This window comes from Nocardia carnea NBRC 14403, from assembly GCF_000308515.1.
Taxonomy (GTDB): Bacteria; Actinomycetota; Actinomycetes; order Mycobacteriales; family Mycobacteriaceae; genus Nocardia; species Nocardia carnea.
Genome location: NZ_BAFV01000053.1, coordinates 35005 through 57789, shown reverse-complemented (window position 1 = coordinate 57789; position 22785 = coordinate 35005). Strand labels below are relative to the sequence as shown.

The 22785-nt window shown below is 67.5% G+C and carries 22 protein-coding genes; 14 read left to right on the top strand and 8 right to left on the bottom strand.

Annotation, left to right across the window (positions count from 1 at the left end; all coding sequences use genetic code 11):
* Positions 1–69: 69 nt before the first annotated feature.
* Both ON22_RS18760 and ON22_RS38060 read right to left on the bottom strand, forming a co-directional pair.
* Positions 70–675, bottom strand: a complete 606-nt coding sequence (locus tag ON22_RS18760; RefSeq protein WP_051157795.1) for a CatB-related O-acetyltransferase — start codon at positions 673–675, stop codon at positions 70–72.
* Between the two features lie 110 nt (positions 676–785).
* Complete coding sequence (locus tag ON22_RS38060) at positions 786–2603, bottom strand: ABC-F family ATP-binding cassette domain-containing protein (RefSeq protein WP_033241220.1); 1818 nt, start codon at positions 2601–2603, stop codon at positions 786–788.
* Positions 2604–2755: 152 nt separating this feature from the next.
* Here ON22_RS38060 and ON22_RS18750 point away from each other — a divergent pair, with 152 nt between their 5' ends.
* Both ON22_RS18750 and ON22_RS18745 read left to right on the top strand, forming a co-directional pair.
* The gene (locus tag ON22_RS18750) at positions 2756–3361 is read left to right on the top strand and encodes a TetR/AcrR family transcriptional regulator (RefSeq protein ID WP_033241221.1); all 606 of its coding nucleotides are present in this window, start codon (positions 2756–2758) and stop codon (positions 3359–3361) included.
* A 53-nt stretch (positions 3362–3414) separates the two neighbouring features.
* The gene (locus tag ON22_RS18745) at positions 3415–4191 is read left to right on the top strand and encodes a DUF5984 family protein (RefSeq protein WP_033242141.1); all 777 of its coding nucleotides are present in this window, start codon (positions 3415–3417) and stop codon (positions 4189–4191) included.
* A 145-nt stretch (positions 4192–4336) separates the two neighbouring features.
* On the opposite strand, the gene ON22_RS18740 is transcribed toward ON22_RS18745, so the two are convergent.
* A complete protein-coding gene (locus ON22_RS18740) occupies positions 4337–5359 on the bottom strand; it encodes a zinc-dependent alcohol dehydrogenase family protein (RefSeq protein ID WP_033241222.1) in 1023 nt (340 codons plus the stop codon).
* Between the two features lie 185 nt (positions 5360–5544).
* On the opposite strand from ON22_RS18740, the gene ON22_RS18735 reads away from it, so the two are divergent.
* On the top strand, positions 5545–6051 hold the full coding sequence (locus ON22_RS18735) for a nuclear transport factor 2 family protein (protein ID WP_033241223.1): 507 nt from the start codon (positions 5545–5547) through the stop codon (positions 6049–6051).
* A gap of 39 nt (positions 6052–6090) precedes the next feature.
* On the opposite strand, the gene ON22_RS18730 is transcribed toward ON22_RS18735, so the two are convergent.
* Positions 6091–6534: a nitroreductase family deazaflavin-dependent oxidoreductase gene (locus ON22_RS18730; RefSeq protein WP_033242142.1), complete on the bottom strand. Its 444-nt coding sequence runs from the start codon at positions 6532–6534 to the stop codon at positions 6091–6093.
* A gap of 334 nt (positions 6535–6868) precedes the next feature.
* Between ON22_RS18730 and ON22_RS18725 the strand changes: the two genes are divergently transcribed.
* Positions 6869–8449: a sodium-dependent transporter gene (locus ON22_RS18725; protein WP_231507901.1), complete on the top strand. Its 1581-nt coding sequence runs from the start codon at positions 6869–6871 to the stop codon at positions 8447–8449.
* A complete protein-coding gene (locus tag ON22_RS35775; protein ID WP_081595680.1) occupies positions 8449–8580 on the top strand; it encodes a methionine/alanine import family NSS transporter small subunit in 132 nt (43 codons plus the stop codon). The genes ON22_RS18725 and ON22_RS35775 overlap by 1 nt, the downstream gene beginning before the upstream one ends.
* A gap of 164 nt (positions 8581–8744) precedes the next feature.
* Here the strand turns inward: ON22_RS35775 and ON22_RS18720 are convergent, their stop codons facing one another.
* From ON22_RS18720 to ON22_RS18705, 4 genes are all read right to left on the bottom strand, one after another.
* Positions 8745–9068: a hypothetical protein gene (locus tag ON22_RS18720; RefSeq protein ID WP_156052181.1), complete on the bottom strand. Its 324-nt coding sequence runs from the start codon at positions 9066–9068 to the stop codon at positions 8745–8747.
* Between the two features lie 145 nt (positions 9069–9213).
* Positions 9214–10176 (bottom strand): class 1b ribonucleoside-diphosphate reductase subunit beta, encoded by a 963-nt coding sequence (nrdF, locus tag ON22_RS18715; protein ID WP_033241225.1) that lies wholly within the window; start codon positions 10174–10176, stop codon positions 9214–9216.
* 182 nt (positions 10177–10358) lie between these two features.
* A complete protein-coding gene (locus ON22_RS18710) occupies positions 10359–10580 on the bottom strand; it encodes a hypothetical protein (RefSeq protein ID WP_033241226.1) in 222 nt (73 codons plus the stop codon).
* Positions 10581–10710: 130 nt separating this feature from the next.
* On the bottom strand, positions 10711–11802 hold the full coding sequence (locus ON22_RS18705) for an ABC transporter substrate-binding protein (protein ID WP_081595679.1): 1092 nt from the start codon (positions 11800–11802) through the stop codon (positions 10711–10713).
* 439 nt (positions 11803–12241) lie between these two features.
* Here ON22_RS18705 and ctaD point away from each other — a divergent pair, with 439 nt between their 5' ends.
* From ctaD to ON22_RS18660, 9 genes are all read left to right on the top strand, one after another.
* On the top strand, positions 12242–13990 hold the full coding sequence (gene ctaD / locus ON22_RS18700; protein ID WP_033241228.1) for an aa3-type cytochrome oxidase subunit I: 1749 nt from the start codon (positions 12242–12244) through the stop codon (positions 13988–13990).
* A 326-nt stretch (positions 13991–14316) separates the two neighbouring features.
* Positions 14317–15534, top strand: coding sequence for a phosphoserine phosphatase SerB (gene serB, locus ON22_RS18695; RefSeq protein ID WP_231508106.1), 1218 nt, complete (start codon positions 14317–14319; stop codon positions 15532–15534).
* A gap of 183 nt (positions 15535–15717) precedes the next feature.
* Positions 15718–16554, top strand: a complete 837-nt coding sequence (locus tag ON22_RS18690; protein WP_081595678.1) for an aminoacyl-tRNA hydrolase — start codon at positions 15718–15720, stop codon at positions 16552–16554.
* 38 nt (positions 16555–16592) lie between these two features.
* A complete protein-coding gene (locus ON22_RS18685; protein ID WP_033241230.1) occupies positions 16593–17426 on the top strand; it encodes an ABC transporter ATP-binding protein in 834 nt (277 codons plus the stop codon).
* Between the two features lie 365 nt (positions 17427–17791).
* Positions 17792–18625 carry an NUDIX hydrolase gene (locus ON22_RS18680; protein ID WP_051157828.1) on the top strand — a complete coding sequence of 278 codons (834 nt, stop codon included), beginning with the start codon at positions 17792–17794 and terminating at the stop codon, positions 18623–18625.
* Positions 18626–18636: 11 nt separating this feature from the next.
* Positions 18637–19425: an enoyl-CoA hydratase-related protein gene (locus ON22_RS18675; protein ID WP_033241231.1), complete on the top strand. Its 789-nt coding sequence runs from the start codon at positions 18637–18639 to the stop codon at positions 19423–19425.
* A 141-nt stretch (positions 19426–19566) separates the two neighbouring features.
* Positions 19567–20541: a class I SAM-dependent methyltransferase gene (locus ON22_RS18670; protein ID WP_033241232.1), complete on the top strand. Its 975-nt coding sequence runs from the start codon at positions 19567–19569 to the stop codon at positions 20539–20541.
* Entirely contained in the window at positions 20542–21885 is a 1344-nt protein-coding gene (locus ON22_RS18665; protein WP_033241233.1) for a class I SAM-dependent methyltransferase, read from the top strand.
* 251 nt (positions 21886–22136) lie between these two features.
* A complete protein-coding gene (locus ON22_RS18660; protein ID WP_051157793.1) occupies positions 22137–22781 on the top strand; it encodes a GNAT family N-acetyltransferase in 645 nt (214 codons plus the stop codon).
* Positions 22782–22785 lie beyond the last annotated feature (4 nt).

Here is a 22785-nt window from a genome sequence, read left to right as displayed (position 1 = left end):
TAGAACCGGCCTGTCGAATCCCTGGAGCCCAGCGCGGTATCCGATCGCTCGACGCGGCCTCCGCATCGCTCAACTCGGCGGTGCCGCGGACTCGAGTTCGGCGAGATCGCCCGACATGATCGTGCGGATGTGTTCGGTCAGGTGGTCGAGCGGCCAATCCCACCAGGCAACCGCCAGTAGCCGGGCGATATCGGTATCGCTGAAGCGTTTCCGGATGAGCCGGGCCGGATTGCCGCCGACGATGCTGTAATCGGGGACGTCGCCGGTGACCACCGAGCCGGTGCTGACAATTGCCCCGTGGCCGATCCGGACACCGGGCATCACCGTTGCGCCGTTACCGAACCAGACATCGTTGCCGACGACGGTGTCCCCGCGACCCGGCAGGTCGGTGATCAGGTCGAAATGCTGTGACCACGCGCCGCCCATGGTGGGGAACGGGAACGTCGAGGGGCCGTCCATGCGGTGGTTGGCGCCGTTCATGACGAACCGGACCCCGGTGCCCAGGGCGCAGAACTTCCCGATGATCAGCTTTTCCGGCCCGTAGTGGTAGAGGACGTTACGGGTTTCGAAGGCGGTGGGGTCGTCGGGGTCGTCGTAGTAGGAGAACTCGCCGACTTCGATCAGTGGTGAAGTGACCAGCGGTTTCAGCAGCACCACTCGTGGTTGGCCCGGCATGGGGTGCAGGACGGTGGGATCTGCGGGAACAGGGGCGGGGTGGTCGGGCACTGCGGGAACTCCTTCGGGAAGGTCGAGCACGGGTTGGGTTGTCCCGCTGCGTATCCGGGTCAGGAAACTCCGGCGGGCGAGGCGGCTCGCAGAGTCAGGCGGGCGCCCCGCCACCGGCGGCGCAGCCGCCGGTCGTGGCTGACGATCACGAGCGCACCCGTGTAGTGCGTCAAGGCGATCTCCAGATCTTCGACGAGACCGGGGGAGAGGTGGTTGGTGGGTTCGTCGAGCAGTAGCGCCGCCGCCGGCTCGGTGACCAGCCGGGCCAGCGCCAGCCGCTGCCGCTGGCCGGTGGACAGCTCACCGACCCGGGTCGTGAGCTGGTCGCGGGTGAACAGGCCCAGCGCGAGCAGTCGCTCGGCATGCTCGTCGGCAACGCCCGGGCGGTCGTGCGCGAAGGCGGCCAGCAGGGTGCGGCCGGGATCGCCGGTGCGGGGTTCCTGTGCGAGATAACCGATACGGCCGCGACGAGTGACCGTTCCGCTGTCCGGTTCGAGTTCACCGGCCAGCACGCGGAGCAGCGTGGTCTTACCGGCGCCGTTCGATCCGGTGATCAGCACACGTTCACCCGCCGCGACCGCGAAACTCGTGGGCGACAGCCTGTTCGCTACGCTGATATCGGTGGCGTCGAGAACCGCGCTGCATGCCCCGGCGGGGAAGATGCTTCGCGCCGTATCGGGCGCGTTGCCGTGGCTGCTCTCGTGGATATCGCCTCGCGGCTCGACTGCGTCACTCTGCGTTCTGCCGGGCACGTCGATCGGAGCCGGCTCGAGCCCGGTGTCCGATGAGCCATCGAGGGCACTGCGGTCCGCCTTCTCCGGTGGCTCGACCGGCGCGCCGGCCTGTTCCCGAACTGTCCAGGGGATTGCGGTGAACCGCAACGGTTCCGGAGGCGGCGGTACGGGCTCGTCGAGGAGGCGGCGTAGTCGTTCCTCGGCATTGCGGACCCGGCCGGCCAGCGACTGCTGAACCCGCCCGCCTGCTCGGTCGTAGGCCATCTTGTTGTTGTCCTTCATCGCCCGGCCCGGCGCCACACGGCGCGCCGTGGTCGCGATGGTTTCGCGTAACCGCTCGGTATCGGACTGCCACTGCGTGTACGCCTGCGCCCACCGCTGCCGCGCCGCGGCTTTCTCGGTCAGGAAGCCTCGGTAGCCGTTGCCGTAGCGGAGCACGCCCCGGCGGTCGGCGTCGACCTCCAGCAGGGTGGTGGTGACCCGCTCCAGGAAGACCCGGTCGTGCGAGACCGCGACCGTTGTTCCCGGGCGGGTCCGCAGATGGTCTTCCAGCCAGGTCAGGGCATTGTCGTCGAGGTGGTTCGTGGGCTCGTCCAACAGCAGCACTTCGGGTGCGGCCGCGAGTAGGGCGGCCAGTCGCAGGCGGACCTGTTCGCCGCCGGACAGCCCGGCGACGGTGCGCTCCCGGGAAACCAGACCCAAGCCGAGTCCGTGCAGGGCGCGCTCCACCCGGGCATCGGCGTCGTAACCACCACGCAGCTCGAAAATGGTGGTCAGTTCGCCGTATTCGGTCAATCCGGAGTCGTCACCCGCGGCCATTCCGGCCTCGAGGCGACGCATCCGTGTCTCGATCCGGCGCAGATCGCTCAACGCGCGGTCGATGATCTGCTGGACCGTCAGCTGTGCCGGTAGCTGTTCGTCCTGGGCGAGATAGCCGATACCGCCCGCGGCATCGACGACGATCTCGCCCTGGTCGGGCGTTGCCTGCTCGGCGAACAGGCGCAGCAGCGTGGATTTACCGGACCCGTTCTCCCCGACGATCCCGGTGCGTTCACCCGCGCCGAGCGTGCAACCGACCTCGTCGAGAACGAGCCGGCCGTGGAACGATTTGCTGACCGCGTGTGCGGTGATCTGAGTGGGCATACAGGAACTCCGAAGTATTCGAGGGCGCGGCCACCGACGACCGCAGGACCGGGGAAACACTTCGGAAGAACATCGGCACCCTCACTAGTGCGACAACAGTTGCATTAGGATGATGCCACGGCACCACCCATTCGAGCAACCGGAAACCGACGATGAACCCACACGACCCGCCCCGCCCCCGCCCCGGCGGCCGCACCGCCCGCATCCGCGAACAGGTCCTCGACGCCGTGCGCGCGGAACTCACCGAACACGGCTACGACGCCCTCACCGTCGATACGGTCGCCGCCCGAGCCGGTGTGCACCGCACCACGGTGTACCGCCGCTGGCGCGATACCGGCGGCCTCATCGCCGACCTCTTCGCCGCAGCCGCCGATATCGACTGGCATCCCCGTGACACCGGGTCGCTACGCGGCGACCTTGCCGCACTCAACGCCGAAATCCAGGAATCCTTCACCGAAAAACCCTCGATCGCCGCGGCTCTGGTCGCGGTGTCGTTCCGCTCGGACGAGGCAGCCCGGGCCCTGCAACAACTCTGGGAAGACCGCTACGCCCAATCCGAGATAGTCGTCGAACGAGCCCTCCGCCGCGGTGAACTCCCACCCCACACCGAACCCCGCGCCCTCCTCATCGCAGCCACCGCCCCCCTCTACCACCACCTCGTACTCCTGCGAACCCCACCCGACCCCGCCCTACCGGACCGCGCTGCCCACGCGGCCACCCTCGCCGGCCGAGCCGGAGCCTTCGCCCCACCGCAGTAGCGCTGTTCGCAAATCGGTCGACACCCTGTATGCCGATCGGGTTGCATCATGCCGTGATCCGATTTCGATTCGAGCTGGCACCGGTCGACGAGGTCCAACCGTGGGGGGTCGACCGGCATCTGCACTGGTTCGCGCTCACCGAGGGCTGGTACTGCCCGGAGGTAGGCGGTATCGAATTACTGCGATATACCGAGCAGACGATCGCCGGTTTGTCCGCCGAAGCTCCACGCACAGGGCCACCCTGGGCGGACTATTACGTTGTCCGCCTATGGGAGGACCTGTTACAGGCATTGCCCCATATTCTCGAGCCCGTGCCGCACGATCTGGTGGACTTCATCGCTGCCGGGTCGTCGCGCCGACGTGACCTCGGTGAAACCGAGTTACCGGACACGGCCTCGGTCGATGCTGCCGTCGCTGCCTACTGCGATCGACTCGTTGACACCGGCTACCTGCGTTTCGGTCCTTGGTTGCAGTGGTGGCGCACAACGGATCCGGTGGACACAGTCACACTGTATTGGCACTTCCCGACCGATCCGGAAGGCGAGATCGGCTTCACCGCACCGCTGTCCGGTCGAACCTCGGTGACCACCGACGAATTCGTCGCCGCAGTGCAGGATCTCGACCGAAGCCTGTTCGAAGCCATGCAGGAACGAGTGGACGGCATCGTCGCCACCGGACCTCCTACCGGGGCCTCCGTCGATCTCCCCGGCCTGTATCGCGAGCACGCCGACCGGCGGACCCGGTTGTCGCGTGCGCTGGCACGCGAAGTCCGCACCGATTGGGATGCGGTGCGGTCCGGTGCGTCGGTATTGCTTCCGCGTTCGGGGTGATACCGGCCTTCCGGTCGTGCCTGATGTGGTGATCAGGGAGTTCCGCCGGCCGTTACTTCGTACTGCCACTGTTCGACCACTCGCCCACCAAGAGATCCGGTGGCGTACTTGTCCTTGTGCCCAGGGTGAGTATGCGGGTGCCCGGTCAGACGGTCAGCAGGACCTTGGTGGCGCGGCGTTCGTCCATGGCGCGGTAGCCCTCGGCGGCCTGTTCCAGCGGGAGAGTGAGGTCGAAAACCTCGCCGGGGTCGATTTCGCCACGGACGATGAGGCCGATCAGGTCGGGTAGGAAGCGGCGTACCGGGGCGGGGCCGCCGTGCAGGTGCACCCCGGAGAAGAACAGCTGCATCCCGTCGAGTTGTACATCGTGCGCGACGCCGACATAGCCGACGTGCCCGCCGGGGCGGGTCGCGCGGATGGCCTGCATCATCGACTCCTGGGTGCCCACGGCCTCGATGGTCGAATGCGCGCCGAGCCCGCCGGTGAGTTCCTTGATCTTCGCGACGCCTGCTCTACCGCGTTCTTCGACGATATCGGTGGCGCCGAACTTGCGGGCCAGCGCTTGCCGGTCGGCATGGCGGCTCATGGCGATGATGCGGTCGGCGCCGAGGTGTTTCGCGGCGAGTACGGCTAGCAGCCCGACGGCGCCGTCACCGACAACCACCACCGTTTTCCCGGGCCCAGCTTCGGCGGCCACTGCGGCGAACCAGCCGGTACCGAGCACGTCGGAGGCCGCGAGCAGGGCCGGGTACTGCGCGGGGCCGGGGGAGCCGGGCACGGGGACGAGGGTGCCGTCGGCGAGGGGGATACGGGCGCGTTCGGCCTGGGTGCCGATCGATCCGATGGGGACGCTGTGCACGCAGCGGCTCTGGTAGCCGGCGCGGCAGATCTCGCACGTGTTGTCGGAGGCGAAGAACGATCCCACCACGAAGTCGCCCACCGCTAGGTTGCGTACGTCCGGGCCGGTCGCTTCGACCACCCCGATGTACTCGTGTCCCATCGGAGCGGGTCCCTCGACCTGCTCGATACCGCGGTAGGGCCACAGATCCGACCCGCAGATACACGTGGCGGCGATCCGGATGATTGCGTCGGTGGGTTCGGCGATCACCGGGTCGGTACGGTCTTCGACACGCACGTCGCCGGGGGCGTACAACATGACTCCACGCATCTCCAGGGTTCTCCTTCTCCGGTGTTTTCGGGGATCGTCCCGCCACCCGGCGGTAACCGTGGGGCGCCACGCGGCGGTGTGATGGAGCAGAGACCAGGCTGTCAGGGTCCGCGTCCAGGGATACACTGCGCCCGGACCGAATCGCCGACCCCGGTCGGCCGAACCCTTGTACGAGGAGGGCCAGTATGCCGCCTGCACCGCTACCGCAATCCGAAGAAACCGATCTGACGCAGCGGGTGGCGCGATTGGAGGCGGTCGAGGCGATCAAGGCTCTCAAGCATCGTTATCTGCGGGCGTGTGATGCCAAGGACCCGAAGGCTTTCCGGGAGTGTTTCGTCGCCGCGGGCGCCGCGGTCGACTACGGGGCGCTCGGCTCGTTCGACGCCGACGGTATGGCGGCGGTGTTCGAGAGGATCGCGTTGCAGAAGGTCGACGGGAAGAACGTGATCCTCGATATGCACCACGGGACCCACCCCGATATCACCGTCCACGACGCGGAGCGCGCCTCCGGGAAGTGGACACTGAAATTCCGTCAGGTGAACTTGATCGAGAACACCGAGACGGTGATGACCGGCGAGTACGACGACGAATATGTTGTCGAGGACGGCGGATGGAAGATCGCGGCCTGCCGGTTCGAGCAGTACTGGTCGATCACGCGGCCGGTCGACGACACCTGCCGGGTCGCGCAGTAGGTACTGCGGGCCGGTTGATGCGCTCGCGTGGAGACGGCGTCAGGCGTCCTCGATACGGAAGAGCGTGCACCGGCCGGCCAGGGCGGCGAACTCGTCGGGGTCGTCGCCGGTCACGACCCCGGACTTGATCATGACCGGTACGCCGGTGGGTACGAGTCGCGGGAATTCCCGCAGCACCGGCTCGCTGTCGGCCGCCGGGATCTCCACCAGGTGCACCGTCCGCTTCCGCCGCCCGACCTTCAGTTCCGCGGTATCGGCAGCCTGGACGTTCTTCACCCAGTCCGCGCCGGGAATACCGCCGAGAACGTACTCGGCGCCCTCGTATTCGAACGGTGTCACCGGTGTGGTACGGAGCTTGCCCGATTTCCGGCCCGGAACGGTGAGCAACGCCATCGGCAGTGCGACCCCGACCCGGCTGACGGCGACCATCGCCCGGTTCATCGGTTTCAGCCAGCCGGGAATCTTGACGGTGTCGTCTGCCATCGCGCGCTCCTCCATCTCGGGCACCTGGTCCGTGCCCCGAACGAAGCGAGCCGTCCGAAGCGGCCCGCTCCGGCAGCGTAGCGGTTGCGGGTGACAACCGCCGTCCCCGCTGAACTCCCGGGCCCTGGCGACCGGTGGACGAGAACTGTCACAGGATCCGGTAGCGAATGCGCGCCTGGCCGGCCGCTGCGATTTGCTCCGGTGGAAGTGGTGCGCCTCGCCGTGGGTTCGGCACACCGTGGTCCGGGGTACCCGAGCCTTATCGTTACGTGGCCCGCGGAATCGGGGGCAGGTGACGGCACCACTCGCGGGACCTCGCCGCGTGGTGGTCCGGATGAGGAACGGAGGAACCATGGGGCAGGTCGACCGACCCCGGGAACAATGGGGTACACGAGCCGGATTCCTGCTCGCCGCGATCGGTTCGGCGGTGGGACTGGGCAATATCTGGCGATTCCCCTATGTCGCCTACGAGAACGGGGGAGGCGCCTTCTTGGTGCCGTACCTGATAGCGCTGCTCACGGCCGGTATTCCGGTATTGATATTCGACTACGCGATGGGTCACAAGTTCCGGGGTTCGCCACCGCTGGCATTCCACCGGCTGTCCCGGCGGGTGACGGCGCTGGGCTGGTGGCAGGTGGCCATCTGTTTCGTGATCGCCACCTACTACGCGGTGATCATCGCCTGGGCGGCCCGCTACGTGGGGTTCTCGGTCGGCCAGCAGTGGGGCGACGATCCCGATGCCTTCTTCAGCGAATTCCTGCACCAAGCCGACGAACCGTCCTTCGGGACCTCCTACGTTCCCGGCGTCGCGATACCGCTGATCGTGGTCTGGCTGGTGACCCTGGGTGTGCTTGCCTTCGGGGTGCGCCGCGGTATCGAATCCGCCAGCAAGATTTTCATCCCGCTGCTGGTGGTGCTTTTCGGCATCCTCGTGGTGCGGGCCCTGTTCCTGCCCGGTGCGGCGAGCGGGCTCGACGCGTTCTTCTCGCCGGACTGGTCGGCGATCACCGACGGGAAAGTCTGGGTGGCGGCCTACGGGCAGATCTTCTTCTCGCTGTCCGTCGGGTTCGGCATCATGATCACCTACTCCTCGTATCTGCGTCGTAAGGCGGATCTGACAGGTTCGGCACTGGTCACCGGATTCGCCAACAGCTCGTTCGAGATCCTTGCCGGAATCGGTGTCTTCGCGGCTCTCGGATTCATGGCGACCCAGGCCGGCACCGCGATCGACGAGGTCGTGACCGATGGTGTCGGGCTGGCGTTCGTCGCGTTTCCCGCCATCATCTCCGAACTGACTGCCGGGGCGGCCTGGTTCGGCATCCTGTTCTTCAGTTCCCTGCTGATCGCGGGTTTGACCTCGCTGATAAGCATCGTGCAGGTGCTGGTGTCCGCGGTGCAGGACCGTACCGGTATGGACCGTGTGCCGACCGTGCTCATCGTCGGCGGTGCTGCCGCGGCGGTCTCCATCGCTCTCTTCCCGACCCGCGGCGGCCTGTTCCTGCTCGACGCGGTCGATCACTTCATCAACGCCTACGGCGTAGCGCTCGCCGCTCTGGTCGCGGTCGTGGTGGTGGCCTGGGGGCTGCGGAAACTGCCGCTGCTGCAGGCCCACGTCGACGCGGTATCGGTGGTGCGCCTGGGCTGGATATGGAAGTTCACCCTGGGCGTCGTCACACCGGTCGTGCTCGGCTGGATGATGATCGATTCACTGCGCGCGGAGTTCGCCGAGAACTACAGCGGTTACTCCGGCAGCTTTCTGATGATCGCCGGCTGGGGTGTGGCGCTCGGCGCCATCGTGGTGGGCATCGTGCTCGCCCTGATCCCCTGGCGTAATGCCGGTCCCGCACCCGCCACGGACGGAACCGGCACCCCGGCACACGAGGCCGTTACTCCGGCCGGAAAGGACGAGAGCTGATGTCCACTGGAGCGATCATCATGCTGATCATTTCGATCGTGGTGGTGTGGGGCGGTCTGGCCGGGGCGCTGTTGCTGATCCGGCGTCACCCCGAAACTCCGGGCGACGACGAGGATGCCGCCGGGGCCTGAGGGCCGGCCGGTACCCACGTGATCTGAGCACGCGAACGCCACCGGCACGAGCAAGGTTTCGGGTGCCCGTGCCGGTGCACGGAGCAGAAGTTTGGTTCCCCCCGTATCGCTACCGGGGGACCGAATCCGCGCGGACGGCCTGCCATCAGGCCATCCAGGTCGGGCTACCTTCCGGCCACGCCAGACCAGCCGTAGTGCCGCTCGATCGAATGCGGCGGCACGACCGCGATGGGCCGGCCGCCGCAGTTGTTGTTGTCGAACAACAGATAAGGCCGTGAACTGCGGTTGTCGATAGTGATGTCCCGCGGGAAACCGCTTGCCCAGCAGCTGTCCAGATTACTGATTTCCGCCTTATTGTCGATGATCACCACCTCCCGGCCGCTCCCGAAACCCGCCGAACCGGTGGGGATCGCAGAAACGACCGGTGCTGCCACAGACATTGCGGTGACGGCGAGTGTGCTTGCAATAGCGAGCTTTCCGTATTTCACACCAGAACCGTACCGGTACCGCACAGCGACACCGTCCGGCGCCTCGGGTAGGTGAACTGCGCCGAGATGATCGACACCGGCGCACAGGGATCTCGCCAAAGCTTCCCGATCCCGTGTGCTCCGCGGGCCGTGCCGGACGGGCGGGTCAGAAGTCCCAGTCGTCGTCTTCGGTGTTGACTGCCTTACCGATCACGTAGCTGGAACCCGAGCCGGAGAAGAAATCGTGGTTCTCGTCGGCGTTGGGGGACAGCGCCGACAGGATCGCCGGGTTGACCTCGGTTTCGTCCTTCGGGAACAGGCCCTCGTAGCCGAGGTTCATCAGCGCCTTGTTGGCGTTGTAGCGGAGGAACTTCTTGACGTCCTCGGTGAGGCCGACCTCGTCGTAGAGATCCTGGGTGTATTCGACCTCGTTGTCGTACAGCTCGAACAGCAGCTCGAACGTGTAGTTCTTCAGCTCGTCGCGTTCGGCCTGGGTGACCTGCTCGAGGCCGCGCTGGTATTTGTAGCCGATGTAGTAGCCGTGCACCGCCTCATCCCGGATGATCAGGCGGATCATATCGGCGGTATTGGTCAGCTTGGCGCGCGACGACCAGTGCATCGGCAAGTAGAAGCCGGAGTAGAACAGGAAGCTCTCCAGCAGCGTCGAGGCGACCTTGCGCTTGAGCGGATCGTCGCCGCGGTAGTAGTCGAGGACGATCTCGGCCTTGCGCTGGAGGTTGCGGTTCTCTTCCGACCAGCGGAAGGCGTCGTCGATCTCCCGGGTGGAGCACAGCGTGGAGAAGATCGAGCTGTAGCTCTTGGCGTGCACCGATTCCATGAACGCGATATTGGTGAGCACCGCCTCTTCGTGCGGCGTCAGCGCATCGGGGATGAGGCTGACCGCGCCGACCGTGCCCTGGATGGTGTCCAGCAGGGTGAGGCCGGTGAACACCCGCATGGTGAGTTGTTTCTCGTCCGCGGTGAGGGTCGCCCAGGACGGGATGTCGTTGGATACCGGGACCTTCTCGGGAAGCCAGAAGTTACCGGTGAGCCGATCCCAGACCTCGGCATCCTTCTCATCGGGTACCCGATTCCAGTTGATGGCCGAAACCCGATCGATGAGCTTCATGCTTTTTCCACACCCTTCCCACGAATCCGACGACAACCCTGCGCGACAACGCTGCGCGTGCCGTAACACTACCCCTTGGGGGTCGAATCACCGAGCGGCACCAGAACTTGTGTTTCTCGCGTCGAATGCGCTAGAGGAGCAGGCACTTCGGCGCACCGGCGACTGCCGGCGCCGAGCGTACTTCAGTCGTCGCCGGGGCGGTTGTGCCGCCCACCGGTTCCACCATCGCCCGAGGAGGAGGGGGACATGGCCAGACCGAAGGCCAGTCCGAAACCGATACCGAGACCGACCCCCAGGGCGAGATTGCCGAGGACCGCGAGGCCGAGCGGGATCCCGATCGCCAGTCCGATGGCGATCCCGATACTCAACCGGTAACCGAGTGAGCGGTCACCACCGGTGCCCATCCTTCGACGGTACCGGTATCACACCGTCTCACCTGCGAGTTCAGTATTCCAGGATGGTCTCGGGGAGGTCGCGAACGAGTAGTCGGCGAGAGATTTCGCGGGCGGGAAATCCGCCGGTTCAGTTCCGGGATCACTCCATCACGTAGGAGTTGAGGCTGTCCTGGATATCGGTGAGTACCGCACGCGCCGAGGTCAGGCCCGTGGTGTGCCAGAGAGCGTCGTCGACCACGAAGGTGCGGCCGTCGGTGGCGGCACCGAGTTCCTCCCACTCCGGCGAGCGCATCACCGATTCGCCGTGTTCCTGGCCCTCCGGTCCGGCGAACATGACATAGATGAGATCGCCTTCCGCGGCCACGGGATCGGATTCGTCCAGCGGCTCCGATTCGTCCCGCTGCGCGGTCGGCCGCTGCGCGCCGGTATCGGCGAGGACCTGCGCAGCGAAGGTTTCGCTGCCCATGATCTCGCTGCCGGTGGCAGTGAACCGGACCAGTGATGCCTCGGTGAACGCCGCGTTGATGGATTTACCGGTATCGGCGGCCTCGGTGCGGTAATCGTCCAGCGCCTCGCGCCCGGCCGTGGCGCGGCTCATGGCACCCGCGAAGGCGCTGAACTGCTCCTCCCAGGTCTTGTCCGTGCCGATCAGGACCGTCGGGGCGATATCGCTCAGGGCGGCGTAGTCGGCTCGGCCGGCCGGTACCTCGCCGATGATGAGATCGGGATTCAGCTCGGCGATGAGCGCCGGATCGGGATCGGTGGCAAGCCCGACACCGGGAACCTCCAGCACCCCGTACCCCAGGTACCCCGGCTGGGGCGCCGGGCCGGGCACGGTGGTGGCGCCGACGACCCGCTCCCACAGGCCCACGGCGCAGGTCGCGTCGAGTGCGGAGGTACCGAGCACCACGATCCGCTGCGGGTCGGCCGGAACCCGCGATTCACCCGAGGCGTGCCGGACGGTGCGGGTGGGGCCGTCGGCCGGATCGGCGGGGGTGGGCAAGGAGCAGGCCTGGGTGGTGTCCCGCTCGATCCCGACCACGCCCGCGCCGGCGATCTTGGTGGTCGTGCGGACGATCGACGCAGAGTTATCGGGTTGGCTCGCACATCCGGCCACCGCCACCGCGATACAGGCGAGCGCAGCACCCACCGAGCGGTGGGCGCGGCGCACCCGGGTGGAGTTCCGGGGTTTGCGCACGGCTGGGGTACGGACAGCAGGGCTCACCGGCATGCCGGGAAGGGTACATGCCCACCGGGAATTCTTGCGCGCCAGCGCCTGCCGCCGACCGCGGCTCCTGCTCGCCGGGGCGGGTGCCGGTACCGCGCGCGTAGGCGGACGGGCAGGTCGTGCGGGTGCGGGCGGCGCCGGCGGCCGGTCGCGCAGCACGCCGGTGCTGCCGTGATCACGCAGCTCGGTGGCCGGTTATCGGGCACTCGGCGCGCAGGTTGTACAGCATTCGGCGGCCCGGTGACACGGCACCCGGTGAGCCGGTAGTACGACACTGAGCGGGCCGGTAGTACGACACAGAGTAGGACCCGTTCGGTCGCCGCTCGGCGGACGGTTTACGATTCGAGAAGCGCAAGCTAACCGTTGGCTGTCCCGCGCGACGGGGCAGCGGGCAAACAGTGGAGCCTGCGGAGCGACCCTAAAGGCACCTTCAGGAGGATCAGTGACTGCCGTAGAGCCCAAGCCAGTCCCGCAGGGGGTGGAAGCGACTCGGCCATTTCCGGCGCGAATGGGGCCGAAGGGGTCGTTCATCTACAAGATGGTGACCACCACGGACCCGAAGGTCCTGGGCATGATGTACCTGGTCACGTCGATCGCGTTCTTCGCCATCGGTGGCTTGATGGCCCTGATGATGCGTGGTGAACTCGCCAGGCCGGGGATGCAATTCCTCTCGCCCGAACAGTTCAATCAGCTGTTCACCATGCACGGCACCATCATGCTGCTGTTCTACGCGACCCCGATCGTGTTCGGTTTCGCCAATGTCATCCTCCCGCTGCAGATCGGCGCACCCGACGTCGCCTTCCCGCGCTTGAACGCGTTCAGCTACTGGCTGTACCTGTTCGGCGCGACCATGGCGACCGCCGGTTTCGTCACGCCGGGCGGTGCCGCGGACTTCGGCTGGACGGCCTATGTGCCGCTCACCGATATCCTGCATTCGCCGGGTGTCGGCGCCGACCTGTGGATCATGGGCCTGGCCGTCTCCGGCCTGGGCACCATTCTCGGTGGTGTGAACATGCTGACGACCGTGGTCTGCCTGCGCGCTCCGGGTATGACCATGTTCCGGATGCCCATCTTCACCTGGAACATCGCCGTCACCAGTGTGCTGGTACTGCTCGCCTTCCCGCTGCTGACCGCCGCCCTGATGGCCCTGGCCTACGACCGGCACCTGGGTGGCCACGTCTACGATCCCGCCACCGGCGGCATCCTGCTCTACCAGCATCTGTTCTGGTTCTTCGGGCATCCCGAGGTGTACATCATCGCGCTGCCGTTCTTCGGTATCGTTTCCGAGATCTTCCCGGTGTTCAGCCGTAAACCGATCTTCGGCTACACCACGCTGGTCTACGCGACCCTCGGTATCGCGGCCCTGTCCATCGCCGTGTGGGCGCACCATATGTACGCCACCGGTGCGGTGCTGCTGCCGTACTTCTCGTTCATGACCTTCCTGATCGCGGTCCCGACCGGCGTGAAGTTCTTCAACTGGATCGGCACCATGTGGAAGGGGCAATTGACGTTCGAATCACCGATGTTGTTCTCGGTGGGCTTCCTCGTCACCTTCCTGTTCGGTGGTCTGTCCGGTGTCATCCTGGCCAGCCCGCCGCTGGACTTCCACGTCACCGACTCCTACTTCGTGGTCGCGCACTTCCACTACGTGCTCTTCGGCACCATCGTGTTCGCCACCTACGCCGGTATCTACTTCTGGTTCCCGAAGATGACCGGCCGCATGCTGGACGAGCGCCTGGCGAAGTGGCACTTCTGGACCACGTTCATCGGGTTCCACCTCACCTTCCTGGTGCAGCACTGGCTGGGTGCCGAAGGTATGCCCCGCCGTTACGCGGATTACCAGGCCGGCGACGGTTTCACCACGCTGAACACGATCTCCACGATCGGTGCCTTCGTACTGGGCGCCTCGATGCTGCCGTTCTTCTGGAACGTCTTCAAGAGTTACCGCTACGGCGAGGTCGTCACGGTCGACGATCCGTGGGGTTACGGCAACTCGCTGGAGTGGGCGACCAGCTGCCCGCCGCCACGGCACAACTTCTACGAGCTGCCGCGGATCCGGTCCGAACGCCCCGCTTTCGAACTGCACTATCCGCATATGATCGAGCGGATGCGCACGGAAGCGCACGTCGGGCTCAACGGTGGAGCCAAACACCACGATCCCGAAGTGGAGAAGAAGCTGGTCAAACCCTGACCCGCTCCCGCAGTACACAGACGCGCCCGTCGGCCCAGGTCGGCGGGCGCGCTGTATTTCGGTCGCGAAACCCAGGGGCCGTCGGCGGAGCGCCGAGTGCCGAACGCTTAGATTATGGAGGGCCTCGCACAGTTCCGAGTCCTCCGAGCGGCACAGCGCAGCGCCCCCCGGATTCGTCCACCTCCATGGTTTGGGGCCCGTCTCGTTCTGGAGCGACAGAGCGGGGGAGCGAAGCGGAGGAGCGGCGGAGTGAAGAACGAGACCCATAGGGCCCCAAACCACGCGGCGCCGGAGGCGCCGCCATGATACAGAGAGTGAGCAGGTTCTTGGCCGAGACGACCGTTCTCGTCACCGTCACCGGGCCCGACCGTCCGGGGGTCACTTCGGTGCTGTTGACCGCGCTGTCGCGGCATCGGGTGAGTCTGCTCGATATCGAGCAGGTGGTGATCCGCGGCCGGCTCACCTTGGGCGTGCTGGTCAGCTGCCCCTCCGATCCCGAGGCCTTGCAGGACGAGCTCGAAGAGGCGATGAACACCGTCGGTATGCAGGTCGATGTGGATGTCGATGCCGATGCCGCCCGGGCACCCGTTTCCACGCATGCCGTGGTGGTACTGGGCGCGCCGGTGACGGCGCGGGCATTCAGCGCGGTATCGCGGGAGCTGGCCGCGCTCGGTGTGAACATCGATCTGATTCGCGGGATCGCCGACTATCCGGTCACCGGTATGGAGCTCATGGTCACCGCCCCGGACCGGGCCGGTGATACCGATTCGCGGTTGCGGACGGCGCTGGCCGAGGTCGCGGTCACCGAGCGCGTCGATATCGCCGTGGAGCGGGCCGGGCTGGCCCGGCGGGCCAAACGGCTGATCGTGTTCGATGTGGACTCCACTCTCATCCAGGGTGAGGTCATCGAAATGCTGGCGGCATACGCGGGTGTGGAGGAGCAGGTGCGCGCCGTTACCGAGGCGGCGATGCGCGGTGAGATCGATTTCGCGGAATCGCTGCGGCAGCGGGTCGCAACCTTGGCCGGGCTGGACGAATCGGTGATCGCGGAGGTTGCGGCGACCATTGCCCTGACGCCCGGCGCGCGCACGACCATCCGGACCCTGAAGCGGCTGGGTTTCCGGTGCGGTGTCGTCTCCGGTGGTTTCCGGCAGGTGATCGACCCGCTGGCCCGTGAACTCGAACTCGATTTCGTGCAGGCGAATGTGCTGGAAGTGGTCGAGGGCAAACTCACCGGCCGGGTGGTGGGCCAGATCGTGGACCGCGCCTACAAGGCGACCGCGCTGCGGGCGTTCGCGGCCGAATCCGGGGTCCCGATGGAGCAGACGGTCGCCGTCGGCGACGGGGCCAACGATATCGATATGTTGAACGCGGCGGGTCTGGGTGTGGCGTTCAACGCCAAACCGGCGCTGCGGGAGGTCGCCGATACGGCCCTGTCGCACCCATATCTCGATGCGGTGTTGTTCATCCTCGGGGTCACCCGCGACGAGGTGGAGGCCGCGGATGCGGAAGACGGGCTGCTGCGGCGGGTACCGCTGGGGTAGTGGCACCGGGGTCGTGGGGCGGAAAACGTCGGCAACCGGCCGAGGCAGCCCGGTGCCGGATCGGTGTATAGGCCACCTGCCCGTACCGGAGCCGGTTGCGCGGACAGGTCCACGGCGGGCGGGGTGCGGATGCGTAGGTAGGCTGTCGACCGGTGTTGGTCGGGTGCTTGGAGGCTTTGTGTGATGCTGCCGGATAGCGGCGGGGATGTGGTGGCGGACGGTCGAGAATGGGCCGAGGTGGGGGACCTGCCGCCGGACCCGGATATCGATTTCTTCGGTGACCCAGGGTTTTCCGAGCGCCACGCGGAACTCGCCGCGGGTTACGGGGGTTCGGGGGACCCCGATGATCCCGCACAGGTCCAGGCCATGCAGATGGTGTTGCATCTGCCCAAGAACGATCCGCCGGCGCGTAGCGATCTGCTCGCCGCGGCGGCCGGTGCAGCGGTGGCGCTGTGCCTGGATCCACGGGTCGGTTCCGCGGGCGAATGGGAGCAGCCGTATCTGGCGTGGAAGCGGTCGCGGATCCGGAAGGTCGCCCGGCGGGCGCGGGGTGCGCAGTGGGCGGCTGCGAACGAGGTGCCCGGGGTGACCGTCGAAAGCGGTGGGGCGCTGGTGCGGGCTTTGGTGCCGGGGCCGGTGGGAGCGGTGGATCCGCGGATCCGGCGGCTCCAGATCGGTGGCACCGACCTGGAATCCGACGATCCGGGCCCGGTTCCGCTGGATGTGCCGGTGTTCTGGGTGAATGCCGCGCTCGGCATGACGGTCGGTAAGGCCGCGGCGCAGGTCGGGCATGCGAGCATGCTGTTCGCCGGCGCACTTCCCGTCGAACAGGCGCGGGCCTGGGCGCAGCGCGGATTCGCCTGTGCGGTGCGCGAAGCCGAGCCCGACGAATGGGAGATGCTGCGCACCGCGGTGGCGCGTAGCGCGGCGACCGCCGTCCGGGACGCGGGTTTCACCGAGGTGGCCCCCGGTTCGACCACGGTGATCGCCACCCGTCCGGCGCGACTCGATCAGCGGTAGCGTGCCCGGTGCCGCGACCGAGTACCTCTCGAGACAAGATGGAGGCTGTGGCGCACCCCGATCCAGATCTGCTCATCGACTTCACCGACGTTTCCATCCGCCGCAACGGGCATACGCTCGTCGGGCCTGTCACCTGGCAGGTCGAACTCGACGAACGCTGGGTGATATTGGGGCCCAACGGGGCCGGTAAGACGTCGCTGCTGCAGATCGCGGCCGCCGAAGCGCATCCTTCTTCCGGGGCCGCCTACGTGCTGGCCGAACGACTGGGCCGGACGGATATCAGCGAACTGCGGCCGCGGATCGGCCTGTCCTCGGCAGCGCTGGCGGCCCGGATCCCCGCCGAGGAACGGGTCGCCGATCTGGTGGTCTCCGCGGGTTACGCGGTACTCGGCCGGTGGCGCGAGAAATACGATGATGTCGATATCGACCGCGCGATCGATATGCTGGAAAGCCTGGGCGCGGAACATCTTCTGGACCGCACCTACGGCACCCTCTCGGAGGGCGAACGCAAACGGGTCCTGATCGCGCGCGCCCTCATGACAGACCCGGAGCTGCTGCTGCTCGACGAACCGGCCGCCGGTGTGGATCTGGGTGGTCGTGAGGAGCTGGTGGAAAGCCTCGGCGATCTCGCCGCCGACCCCGACTCGCCGGCCCTGGTGCTGGTCACCCATCACGTCGAAGAGATCCCGCCCGGTTTCACTCATTGCATGCTGCTCAGTGAGGGCGAAATCGTCACCCAGGGCCTGTTGGACGAGGTGCTGACCGCGGAAAACCTCAGCGAGGCGTTCCGCCAATCCATCGCTTTGGACCGGATCGACGACCGCTATTTCGCCCGCCGCGCCCGCCGCCTCGGCCGCCACCGCTCCCGCTGAGCTGTGTCTATGGCGCCGCCTCCGGCGGCGCGGGGTTCGGGGCCCTATGGGTCTCGTTCTTCACTCCGCCGCTTCGCTCCCCCGCTCTGTCGCTCCAGAACGAGACGGGTCCCGAACCACGGAGGCTGCCTGATCGGATGCGGAGAAACTGGCTGGAATCGTATGCGGACCGGCTGGGCGGTATCCGAAACGGATGTGCCCGGTGGCGGCGCCGAGTTCAGCGGTCCCCACGTTCGCGGCCAAGGCCCGGCGCTGGTGGTGGGCGATCGGGCGCGGCGGAGGGCAAGAGTTACTGTGCAGGGGTGAGTGAGACGACTGTGCCGGAACCTGCCGAGGTGCCCGAAGCCAAGGACGCGTCGACAGTGATGCTGGTGCGTGACGGTGCGGCAGGCCCGGAGGTTTTCCTGCAGCGGCGGGCCGGGGCGATGGAGTTCGCGGCGGGGATGACCGCCTTTCCCGGTGGCCGGGTGGATCCGGTCGACGCGGAAGTCGATATCGACTGGGCCGGGCCGGCGCCGGGCTGGTGGGGGCAGCGGTTCGGGGTATCCGAGGAGCGGGCCACGGCACTCGTCTGCGCCGCGGTGCGGGAAACCTTCGAGGAGTGCGGGGTGCTGCTGGCCGGCCCCACCGCGGACACTGTGGTCGCCGATACCGCCGGATACCGGCGGCAGCGGGAACGGATCGAGGGGCGCGATCTGACCCTGGCCGAGTTCCTGGCGGAGGAGAAGCTCGTCCTGCGCGCCGATCTGCTGCGGCCGTGGGCACGGTGGATCACCCCGACCGTGGAGCGCCGCCGCTACGACACCCACTTCTTCGTCGCGATGCTGCCCGCGGGCCAGCTGGCCGACGGGGCGACTTCGGAATCCGACGGCGTGCACTGGTCCACCCCGGCCGCCGCACTGGCCACCTGGAAAGCCGGTGACCAGGTGCTGCTGCCCCCGACCTGGTCGCAACTGACCTCACTCGGCGCCTACGCCGACACGGCGGAGATCCTCGCCGCCGAACCCCCGATCGAACCGATCCAGCCGGAATTCGGTCCCGTGGACGGGAAGATGCTGCTGCAATTCCCCGACAACATGAGCTATTTCGCCGATATACCGGATGCGTCCCGGCTCCAGGGGTCCAAGGGGATGCGCGAGACCGATCCCTCGCTGCTGGGTGGTTCCGGGCGCGGCGGCGCCGGTTCGGGCGCCCGGTAGCGTATCGGCTCATGGCCGAATTCGTATCCCTGTCCCGGCTCGAACCCGACCACGCGGGCGGTTCCGGCCGCTGCGTGGCGGTGCTGCGGATCGCCCGGCCGCCGCTGAACCTGTTCGGTACCCAGCTGATCCGGGAGATCGCCGCGGCCGCCGTTGCCTGCGGTGCGGATTCCGGAATCGCGGCCCTGGTGGTCTACGGCGACGAGCGGGTGTTCTGCGCGGGCGACGATCTGGCCGAACTCGCCGCGCTACCGGCCGAACAGGCCACCGCCATGGCCGCCGATCTGCAGACGGCACTGGGCTGCCTGGCCCGGATCCCGCAACCGACGGTCGCGGCGATCAGCGGGTACGCGCTCGGCGCCGGGCTGGAACTGGCCCTGGGCGCGGACCGGCGGATCATCGGCGACAACGTCAAACTCGGGCTTCCGCAGATCGGCACCGGAATGATCCCGCTCGCCGGTATCCGGCGGCTGTCGCTGCTGATCGGGCCGGGCGCCGCCAAGGACCTCGTCTACACGGGTCGTTTCGTCGAACCGGACGAAGCCGCGCGGCTGGGTCTGGTGGATCAGGTGGTCGCCCCCGACGATGTGCTCGATTCGGCGATCGCCTGGGCCCGGCAGTTCATCGGTGGTCCTTCCCGGGCGCTGGCGGCCGCCAAAGCGGTGTTCGAGGCGGGACCGCACGGCCACGAACGGGCCCGCACCGAATGGGCACAACTGTTCGATACCGCCGATCAGCGCTTGGGAACACGGTCCTACCTGCGGGACGGGCCGGGGTTCGCCGAGTTCACCGGCGCCTGAACGAGGCTTGCACCACCCGGACCCACCCGGTGGTATCAAGCCACCCCGAAGCAAAGGATAGGCGATACCTCCGCCTTCGCTCCGGCCGTGCGCGGACTGCGGATGGGCTCCGCCCAGCAGCACCCACTAGGCTCTCCGACCATGACGGTACGCCCCGACGACCCCGCACCACATCCGCACGCCACCGCCGCGGAGGTCGAAGCAGCATTCGAGGACACCAAGCTCGCCCAGGTGCTCTATCACGACTGGGAAGCGGAGACCTACGACGACAAATGGTCGATCTCCTATGACGAACGCTGTATCGAATACGCCCGCGGCCGGTTCGACGCCGCGGTCGGCGAGGCGGACCTGCCGTACGAGCGGGCCCTGGAACTGGGCTGCGGAACCGGTTTCTTCCTGCTGAACCTGATGCAGTCCGGTATCGCGAAGACCGGTTCGGTGACCGACCTGTCGCCCGGCATGGTGAAGGTCGCGCTGCGTAACGCCGAGCATCTGGGCCTGGATGTGGACGGCCGGGTCGCGGACGCGGAAACGATCCCCTACGACGACGACACCTTCGATCTGGTGGTCGGACACGCGGTGCTGCATCACATCCCGGATGTCGAGCAGTCGCTACGCGAATGCCTGCGCGTGCTGAAACCGGGTGGCCGCTTCGTCTTCGCCGGTGAACCCACCACCGTCGGCAACTTCTACGCCCGCAATCTGGGCAACATCACCTGGAAGGCCACCACCGCCATCACCAAGCTCCCGTTCCTGCGGGATTGGCGCCGGCCCCAGGAGGAACTGGACGAATCGTCGCGTGCCGCGGCCCTGGAGGCCGTGGTCGATCTGCACACCTTCGACCCCACCCAGCTCGAGGATATGGCCCGTTCGGCCGGCGCTGTGGACGTGGCCGCGCATACCGAGGAGTTCGCCGCCGCCCTGTGGGGCTGGCCGGTACGCACGTTCGAGGCCGCGGTACCGGACGAGAAACTCACCTTCGGTTACCGGATGGCGATGTACCGGGCATGGCTGGGGCTCAGCTGGGTGGACGAGAACGTGATGAGCCGCGTGGTTCCGCGCCAGTTCTTCTACAACGCCATGATCACCGGAGTGAAGCCGGCCGCCGGTAAGTAGATGGGCTACGGCTTCAGCGCGGCCGATATCGCCTATCTGCTTTCGCCGGCGGGCGCGGCCGCGCTGGCCGAGGTCGCCGGGCTGGAGCTCACGGCCGCCTCTCAACTGGCCGATGTGGCGGCGGTACGCCACGCGCATGGAGAGCGGGCGCCCGCGCTGATCGAAACCGTGCGCCTGCGCCGCCGGGCAGCGGCCAAGCTGTCCGGGGCGCAGGACTGGCTGTTCACCGACGATGCGCTCCAGCAAGCCACCCCGACCCTGGTCGCCCGGCATCGCGCCGCCCGGCTGGCGGGTCGCGATGTGCACGATGTGACCTGCTCGATCGGTGCTGAACTGGTCGAGCTGGCGCGGGTCTGCCCACGGGTTGTCGGGAGCGATCTGGACCAGGTGAGACTTGCGATGGCGCGGCACAATCTGTCCCGCCCGGTGTCTCCCGATGATGCCGGACGGGAGCCCGGACCCGCGGCGCGGGCCGGCGTCGGTCAGGAGTTCCGCAGGGACGAGCCGGCTTCGGCGGGGTGCGTTTCGGCGGTACTCGATGCGGGCACGACGCCTGCCGTCGGGCCGGATGCGGTGCCGTTCGCCGGGGCGGGAGGGACATTGACGAACACCCTGCTCGTCCGGGCCGATGCGCTGGTGCCGTGTACCGCCGGCACGGTTGTCATCGCGGACCCGGCCCGCCGGGCGGGGGGGAAACGCACCTTCGACCCGGCAGCGCTACAACCACCGCTGCCGGACCTGCTGGCCGCCTATCCCGGCCGGGACATGGCTGTGAAATGCGCGCCGGGATTGGATTTCGATCGGCTCGGCTGGGCGGGTGAGGTCGAGATCGTCTCGCTGGACGGGGCGGTCCGCGAAGCATGCCTGTGGTCTGCGGGCCTGAGTGAACCGGGCGTCAACCGCCGGGCGACGGTGCTGACGGAGGCGGGTACGGTGACGACCCTTACCGACGCCGAACCCGACGAGATCCCGGAGCGGGCGCCGGGGGAGTGGATCATCGACCCGGACGGTGCGGTTGTTCGCGCCGGGCTCGTCCGGCACTATGCGGCCCGCCACGGCCTGTGGCAGCTCGACCCCCGGATCGCCTACCTCACCGGTGACCGGCTTCCCATCGGCGTCCGCGGGTTCCGGATCATCGATCGGCTCGAGTTCCGGGAGAAGACCCTGCGCGCCGAACTCCGCCGCCACGACTGCGGTGCCCTCGAGATCCTGGTCCGGGGGGTGGACATCGACCCGGATGTACTGCGGCGGCGGCTGAAGCCCACCGGATCCCAGCCCTGCACACTGGTGATCACCCGGATCGACCGCACCGCCACCGCCTTTCTGTGCCGCGCTTCCCGGTGAGTCGAGCTTCCCGATCATGCGCTCTGTGCCGGTGCGGGTGATTCCCTCCAGTTCGAGCCCGTGTCGGCCGACACGACTTGCCTCGTTGTCCGACCGGAATCGAGCGTCGGGGCGACATTGTCGCCGGTGGGATCGTTCTCGGCGCAGTGAACTGGATCGGCCCGTGGCGTGCGCACACCTACCAGCAGAAACACACTGGTGCCGACCACTGTCGGCGGTGTAGACAAGCGGTAACCGACCCGAGGAGTGCCATGCGAAGCGAGTTCTGGCAGCACCCACCCCGGCTACGCGGCGATCATGTGCTGCTGCGCCCCCTCGAACCTGGTGACGCCGACGATTTGGCCGCCGCGTACGACGACCCCGACACCCTGCGCTACTTCCCCGACGGCATCGAATCACAGCCTCCCTCCGCCGAAACCGTGGCCCATGCCCTGTCCTCGGGCCGCCAGGTACTCGTCCCGGTCGACCTGCGCGATAACCGGATCGTCGGCACCACCTCGCTCTACAGCATGGATGAGCGGCACGGCCGGGTGACCATCGGCTTCACCTGGTATTCGCGCCGAGTCCGCGGCACCGTGATCAACCCCGAAGCGAAACGGCTACTGCTCGACCATATTTTCGGCACGCTCGCCGCCCACCGGGCGGAATTCACCATCGACGACCGCAATACGCGTTCCCGCGCAGCCGTCACCGCCCTCGGCGCGACGCAGGAGGGCATTCTGCGGCAGCACGCCCTGCGGCGGGACGGCAGCCGCCGCAACACGGTGGTCTACTCCATTCTCGCCGAGGAATGGCCGGCGGCCCGGGACCGGTTGACCGCACGTCTCGCGCGCCGCGCGGCCGAAGCGGTGTCACCGGAAACGCGCCCGGCGCCGCCCGGCTCGCCCGGGCGCTGAACCG